5 protein-coding genes are annotated in these 4967 nt (G+C 37.3%); 2 read left to right on the forward strand and 3 right to left on the reverse strand.

All coding sequences use genetic code 11. From position 1 onward, the window contains the following. The 3 genes from ABWO41_RS15210 to ABWO41_RS15220 all read right to left on the reverse strand — a co-directional run. A partial coding sequence (locus ABWO41_RS15210; RefSeq protein ID WP_353139892.1) for an STN domain-containing protein occupies nt 1-419 on the reverse strand: 419 nt, incomplete at its 3' end. Between the two features lie 250 nt (nt 420-669). Beyond that, nucleotides 670-1857, reverse strand: a complete 1188-nt coding sequence (locus ABWO41_RS15215) for a FecR family protein (protein ID WP_353139894.1) — start codon at nt 1855-1857, stop codon at nt 670-672. A gap of 41 nt (nt 1858-1898) precedes the next feature. Further along, nucleotides 1899-2483, reverse strand: coding sequence for an RNA polymerase sigma factor (locus ABWO41_RS15220; protein WP_353139896.1), 585 nt, complete (start codon nt 2481-2483; stop codon nt 1899-1901). A 519-nt stretch (nt 2484-3002) separates the two neighbouring features. Between ABWO41_RS15220 and ABWO41_RS15225 the strand changes: the two genes are divergently transcribed. Then, nucleotides 3003-4451, forward strand: coding sequence for a GntR family transcriptional regulator (locus ABWO41_RS15225; RefSeq protein WP_353139898.1), 1449 nt, complete (start codon nt 3003-3005; stop codon nt 4449-4451). Between the two features lie 19 nt (nt 4452-4470). Continuing rightward, a complete protein-coding gene (locus ABWO41_RS15230) occupies nt 4471-4761 on the forward strand; it encodes a helix-turn-helix domain-containing protein (protein ID WP_353139900.1) in 291 nt (96 codons plus the stop codon). The last annotated feature ends 206 nt before the right edge of the window (nt 4762-4967 follow it).

Genomic DNA, 4967 nt, shown 5'->3' on the forward strand with positions numbered 1-4967 from the left:
GTATTTATCTGAGCATTTTTAACCTTTATGCTTACCCCTGCTAAAGGCTCACCTTGCACATCCATAACTTTTCCTGTCACAACTTTTTGTTGCATTTCTTTGATTATCAGGTTGGCAGAATTGGCTTCCCTCGGTGTGACTACGATAGTCTTTTCCTGAATAATATAAGTAAAAGGCTGATTTATAAAGCAACGTTTTAATGTTTCTTCTAAAGAGGCCTCTTTAACATTTACCGTAACTAATTTCGCTTTATTAAGCAGCGTCTTATCAAAGAAAAAATCGTAGCCTGTCTGATTTTTAATCCGGTTAAATATCCTCTCTAAGGAGGCATTTTTTTCATTAATAGATATTTTCTGTGCAAAACTGTTAGCACTAACATGCATGGCAGTTATGGTAAGCAATAGAAATATCAACTTCATAACAAACAATAGTTTATAGAAAGAACCTGCTTTTAACCAGATCCTCGGCAAGAAATAAAAGGTCATAAAATCATTTTTGTCAAACCCCGAAATACTATACCGTAAATTGTACATTCATACAATTTTGGTTAAGTTTGACAGGTTTGTATTAATCAGGTTAATGGTTCATATTAGCTTTTAACAGGTAATTCAAACTTCTGCCAGAGGTGTTCCCGCACTTCTGGCCTTTTATTACCTTCAAAATTGATTTTTATCTAATCACAGTCACTGTCCTCCCTTCTATTTTAAAACGGACTCTTTTTGTAGACTCCATAATTTTTAATACAGTGGATAGTTTTTTAGATCTTGATATCTCTCCGCCAAAGTAAACTGTACTATCCTTATATTTTTTGGTATTCTCGTAAACAATATCCACATCATACCATCGCGATATTTTACGCATGGTGCTTTCTAAATCGTCGTTGAATTTGAAATAACCATTTTTCCATGCTATCATCTCTTCAACATCTACTTTAGAAACTGCGATTCCGCTTTTATTGAATTCTGCCATTTCTCCTGGCTCGATTTTTACTTTTTTGTTATTTGCGACAATTTCTACCGAGCCTTCAATCAGGGTAGTTCTCACAAATTGATCATCTGTATAAGCACTTACATTAAAATGTGTCCCTAACACATTTACTACCTGCTTATTAGACAGCACTCTAAAAGGCTTACTTTTATTATGTGCTACTTCAAAATACGCTTCTCCCGTTAGTTCAACTAATCTTTCCTTACCATTAAACTCAACAGGATATTTCATAGTTGAAGCTGAATTTAACCAGACCTTTGTACCATCAGAAAGACTGATCTGAAACGCACCACCAGCAGGAACTTTAATAATATTATAGCTATCTCCTTTATTAGCAGTACCCGTGTTTTTGGTATTTGGCCTGGAATATGTAATTTCTCCGGATGATGTTTTTGAGATTTTAAATCCGGCTTCATCGGCTACCACTCCCTCAGATCCATCAGTCAGATTAACCGATTTCCCATTAGAAAGCACCAAAATGGCTTTATTCTGACCTGAAGATACATCGCTGGCTTGTATAACAATCTCTTCTTTGACATTTCCTTTGTACAAAAATATAACACAGCTGAGGACGACAAATATAGCTGCGGCAGCAGCCCACCACCTTTTCTTAAAAAGATATGACTTTTGTTCGGATATACTTCCGGATTGCTTTATTCTGGTTTGAAGCTCGGCATAATGTGTTTTTCTAACTCTTTCGCCAGATTCTTCCGACATTAAGATAACTAGTTGTTTCAATCGCACAATTTCAGATTGCTGATCGGGATTTTCTGCTATCCACTTCTCCCAATAGCGGACATCCTCATCGTTTCTTCTGAAACAATAATTCAAGAAACTTTCCTGGGTCAGCAATCTTACATTTTTGTCCATTGATTTCTCACTTTAGACAATAGAGCAAAGTACCTGGAATTTTACCTATAAAAATTTAAAAAAAAATAAAATATTAGGCCGAGGAGTGAAATAGCCCATATTAAAGCCTCTAAATGTTCTTTCCCTATAGCTTTTTTTAATTTTTCTACCGCGTTATATATCGTGTTATAAGCAGTTTTCACAGTAATGTCATTTGCGATGGAAATCTGTTCGTAAGAAAGTCCTAAATAAAACTTCTGATAAATCATTTGAGCCTGGCTATGGGATAGCCGATCAATATGTTTTTTGAGTAAGTCCGATATATGAGCTCTTGTATTTTGAAGTATGAGCTGAGCCTCAACTGATGGGGAAGAAGGTATATCTGATAAACTTAGTGTTTCGAGTTCTTCCGTTATGCTTAAGTGATCCCTTTTAAATAATTTCCTAATAAAAGATGTTACCAGATAATTGTGATGATTCCCAATATTGAAAAGTTTTTCCCTGTTCTCAAACAGATATAAAAAAAGGTCATTTATACAATCTTTAACTTTCACTGAATTGGCACCTTTTCGTATACCCAGGTAAGTAAAATAATCATGATAATGAGAGTATAGAACATAAAAAGCATCCTCACTACCGCTTTTCACAAAAGTGCTCCAATATTCAGAAAGTTCCTTACCCTTTACCAACGTTAAGAATTATATGGTTTATGTTTTACCCGACATCAATTCTGCCGTTCTTTTTTAAAACTAATTTAAGATTAAACTTCAAAGATATAAAGTTCTTTTTAAACTCATTAAAACGACTTTCTTAGTTGCGGACAATTTCCATTCCCTTACTGCATTTTGCTTAACTCATTTTACATTTCTTCGGGACCGCTTCGAGACTTCTTCGGGAAATACCCCTGTTTTCCCGAAGAAATGCCGAACAAGTATCGAACTTGTCCCACTAAACCTTAGCGAAAACTGATTATTTCGACCATTCAAAACCAACAAAATATTGTATTTCACCACAGATATTTTTACTTTAAAAACAAAATATTGTGATACAGAATCTGATTTTTTCGTGTATAGCAGGTAAAAGTTAACAAAACAATCCTATAAATTTGTTGCCGTCAAAGGATTGAATTGCTTAGCATGTAGGTATTACCCCACGAAACAATCCGCATGAATAAACCTGATTGTCTAACTAAAACATTTATACCCATGCCTTTAAAATGGTATTTTAAAATTGATAAGGGACGCCCCTTAGGTCCGCAGATTGAAAACAACATTAAAACGCGCATTGCTTTCGGACTGGGGAACAATAATGAACAGTTGCCTTCCAGCAGAAAACTGGCTGCGGTATTGCAGGTAAGTCCGTTAACTGTACAAAGAGCCTACAATAACCTGATTGCCGAAAATGTGCTCTACTCGAGAGAGCGGACGGGTACTTTTATCAATCCTTCTTCTGTACAGCAAACAAAAAGGGCATACTTGCCGCAACGGGCTTCGTTCCAGACCAGGAAATTGGCCGGCACCACATCAATAGGTCCCCCCTGTTTAATCCTCGGGAATGAATTTCCTGCAGTCGCAGATATTGATTTCTATAAACATATCAGCAATTTCCGAACGGTATACGACCACATGAAAGCAAAGAAACACCGGGATGAGAACCTCCATTTAATCACGAACAAATTACTGGATTCTACTTTATCCAGGCGCAATATTTACGTTCGTGAAGATGAACAACTGTTGGTAAATGACCTGGAATTATGCATACGGCTAACGCTTGAATGCCTGACTGCGGCAGGTGATACAATTGCGATTTGTACGGGTAGCTATCCTAACACTTTTAGTCTCGGCTACCGGGAAAGAAAAATGGTTGATTGTCCTACAGATGAGAACGGATTACCTTCACTGGATCATCTGTCCAAACTGGTATCAGACAAACTCCTGAAGGCCATAATTATTTATAGCCCTGATCGCTTTGATGCTATGAGCGCAAACTTCGACAGGAAGCGGGAACTATTTATTGACTTTGCTGTCGCCCATGAACTGGCCATTATTGAACTGGATAAAGATCACGAATTTTGGTTCGAGACCCGAAGTACTTCCTTAAAGGCAAACTATACAACTTGTGGCAATATTATCTATATCAGCCCAATAAGTAAACTGGCTCCCTATCTGTACAATATAGTTGCTGTAACGGGACCGGCTTCCTTCATCAATTTACTGAAACAACGTTACAGCTTACACGAGCAAATGCCTGATCCATTATTATACAGCGCTGCCAATTATTTTATGGACACGAGAAAGAGCAAGGGCATAATCAGGAAACTACAGACACGTTACCAGCGCAGACGCGAACAGCTGTATAACATGATGGTGTACAATTCGAAACTTGATGCACAGGTACTGCTCCCGGTGGCGGGGTTATGGTCGTGGATAATATTACATGAACCCATATACGCCTTCCAATTGAAAGATTTACCTGCTTCCTTTAACCCTTACACGCTATCGCATCCGGAAGAAAAACCAATCCGGCATATTTGCCTGGGTATCTCATCTTTCAGGTCCTCAGAATTACAAAAATTAGTTTCATTCTTAGAAAAAGCGATCCATAAACATTCTTAAAAACAAATCTTATACATATATGAAATTTTTCTATTCTATTATTGAATTATTAGTCAGCCTGGAAGCCTTACTTAACCAGTCGCTGCAATTACAAAAACAGTTGATCAAACAGGCAACCATAAAATATCAGCCTTCACTGAAAGAAAGATGGTTGGATAAACAGGACGTGATGGACCTGTTACATATCAGCGATAGAACCTTATACTCTTTACGAAAATCGGGGATATTACCGGGTTATACGCTTAGTGGTAAAATATATTATCGCATGGCAGACATAGAAAGGGTACTCATGGAAAATAAAAAGACTTAGAGATCATAATAGTATACAACCTTTGAGATTCACATTGATGCAAGCGTCCGCTTGTATTCTAAATAGATTAATATCAAGCACAAGGGGATCCTTGCGCTAGTATAGGCTAGTATAGGCGTTAGCCTTATTAGAACCCAGCAGGAAAAGCCACCATGCAAATCCCGGCCTCATAAGATTTGGAAGCAAAGCCGGATAAATCTTCCTGC

The sequence above is a fragment of the Pseudopedobacter sp. genome (genome assembly GCF_040392825.1).
Taxonomy (GTDB): domain Bacteria; phylum Bacteroidota; class Bacteroidia; order Sphingobacteriales; family Sphingobacteriaceae; genus Pseudopedobacter.

Coding starts and splice junctions, on each gene's coding strand:
- ABWO41_RS15230 (WP_353139900.1), top strand. CDS start 4,471: ATGAAATTTTTCTATTCTATTATTGAATTATTAGTCAGCCTGGAAGCC.
- ABWO41_RS15215 (WP_353139894.1), bottom strand. CDS start 1,857: ATGGACAAAAATGTAAGATTGCTGACCCAGGAAAGTTTCTTGAATTAT.
- ABWO41_RS15225 (WP_353139898.1), top strand. CDS start 3,003: ATGAATAAACCTGATTGTCTAACTAAAACATTTATACCCATGCCTTTA.